The organism is Pseudomonas sp. (assembly GCF_035512415.1).
Classification (GTDB): Bacteria; Pseudomonadota; Gammaproteobacteria; order Pseudomonadales; family Pseudomonadaceae; genus Aquipseudomonas.
In genome coordinates this window covers 1-2,177 of the sequence record NZ_DATKDZ010000036.1, presented here as the reverse complement: position 1 = coordinate 2,177, position 2,177 = coordinate 1, and the positions used below count along the sequence as shown (strand labels likewise).

Annotated in this window: 2 protein-coding genes; both read left to right on the top strand. The window is 62.5% G+C overall.

Features of this window, described 5'->3' with window-relative positions; all coding sequences use genetic code 11:
* Nucleotides 1-100 precede the first annotated feature (100 nt).
* Entirely contained in the window at nucleotides 101-1,300 is a 1,200-nt protein-coding gene (istA, locus tag VMP31_RS17145) for an IS21 family transposase (RefSeq protein WP_325508918.1), read from the top strand.
* Nucleotides 1,291-2,076: an IS21-like element helper ATPase IstB gene (gene istB, locus VMP31_RS17140; protein ID WP_325508917.1), complete on the top strand. Its 786-nt coding sequence runs from the start codon at nucleotides 1,291-1,293 to the stop codon at nucleotides 2,074-2,076. Before istA ends, istB begins: the two co-directional genes overlap by 10 nt.
* Nucleotides 2,077-2,177 lie beyond the last annotated feature (101 nt).

The window sequence follows — 2,177 nt, the reverse complement described above, 5'->3', positions numbered from 1 at the left end:
TGTCAGGAACGGGTGTAAAAGTCACCAAAACTCCGGATTAAAAAGTCCACCAAACATCGCATAGAATGGCCTCCACTCTTTTCCGAAGACGGAGGCCGCTATGCTCAGTAAGGAGGACTTTACCGTGATTAAATCACTTTCCAACCGCGGTGTCTATAAGAAAGACATTGCCCACAAGCTGGGGGTGCACCCCCGCACGGTCCGGCGAGCGCTGGCCCGGGACGGCGCCCCGGCTCGCAAACGCCCCAAACGGGGCAGCAAGCTGGATCCGCACAAAACCCGCGTCGACGAACTGCTCCAAGATGAGGTCTGGAATGCAACGGTGATCCTGGATGAAATCCGGAAGGACGGCTACACTGGCAAGCTCACCGTCCTGCGGGACTACATCGCCCCGAAACGGGTCTTGCGGCAGAGCCGGGCCACGGTGCGCTTCGAAACCGGACCGGGCAAGCAGCTGCAGAACGACTGGGGCGAGCTGGAGGTGGAGATCGCCGGGGAGCGGGTGCGGGTCTACTTCCAGGTCAACGTGCTGGGTTTCTCGCGGCGGTTCCACTTCTGGTGCACCGACAGCCTGGACGCCGAGCACACCTATGAGGCGCTGGTACGCAGCTTCGAATACCTGGGCGGGGTGGCCGAGGAGGTCCTGTTCGACAACCAGAAATGTGCCGTGCTTTCGTATCAAGGTGGCAAGCCGCGTTTCAACGAGCGGCTGCTGGACCTGGCGCTCCTGTACGGCTTCACCCCCAGGGCCTGCCGGCCCTACCGGGCACGGACGAAAGGCAAGACCGAGCGGATGGTGGACTACGTCAAGACCAACTTCTTCCAGCGCTACCGGAGCTTCGAGAGCTGGGCGCACCTGAACCAGCTGGCCGAAATGTGGCTGGCGGAAGTAGCCGACCCGCGCGTGCACGGCACGCACAAGGAAGTTGTGCTGGAACGCTTCGAGCGGGAACGGCCGCTGCTGGGGCCGCTGCCTTCCAAACGCTTCGACACGTCCTACCGGGAGACCCGCCAGGTGGCCTGGGACCAGTACATCGACGTGAACGGCAACCGCTACAGCGTCCCGGACCATCTGGGCGGGCAGGGCGTGGTGGTGCGCATCGGTCTGGACGGCCTGCTGCGGATCTACTCGCTCGACCTGGATCCGGAGCAGGACAAACCGCTGGCCATTCACCGGCTGCAGCCGGCCCGGACAGGCTGGGTGACCGTGCCGGAGCACCATGCCCGGCTGTGGCAGGAAACCCTGCAGGTCGAGCAGCGGCCGCTGCTGGTCTACGAGGAGGCGGCGTCATGGAGCTGACCAACCTGCTCGGAAAATTGAAAATGGACCACCTGGAAGCGCAATTGGATGTCGTCTGCGAACAGGCCGCCAAGCGCGAGCTGGATTACAAGAGTTTCCTGAGTGAGGCGCTGCAGACCGAATGGCAGGGCCGCCACCTGCGCGGGATTGAAGCCCGGCTGCGCCTGGCGCGCTTTCCCTGGGTCAAGACGCTCGACCAGTTCGACTACGACTTCCAGCCCAGCCTGGACCGCAAGCAGGTGCGCGAGCTGGCGGGTTTGAGCTTCGTGGAGCGGGCCCACAACGTTGTCATCCTCGGCCCACCGGGGGTTGGGAAAACCCACCTCTCGGTCGGGCTGGGGGTCAAGGCGGTCGAAGCGGGCTACTCCGTCCTGTTCCTGACCCTCGAGTCCCTGATGACCCGCCTGGTACGGGCTCAGCACGAGAACCGGCTCGAACGCAGCCTGCAGCAGCTGACCTATCCGAAGCTGCTGATGATTGACGAACTCGGCTACCTGCCGCTCTCCCGCACCGAGGCTAGCCTGTTCTTCCGCCTGGTCGTGCGGCGCTACGAACGCAGCAGCCTGATCGTGACCAGCAACAAGAGCTTTCTGGACTGGGGCGAGATCTTCAACGACCACGTCCTGGCGACCGCCATCCTGGACCGGCTGCTGCATTACTCGACCACGCTTAATATCAAGGGCGAGAGCTACCGGCTGAAGGAGAAACGCAAGGCGGGTCTACTGGGCCAACCCCGGGCCGAAGCTGAAAACGAGGAGGTGATCACTGACGCTTAGACAACCCCCTCCCCCAAAACCGTCCTCAGTGGACAAATCGCTCGGAGAAAAGTGGACATTTTAATCCGGAGATTTGCGGACAAATTAAGTCGGTCTTGACA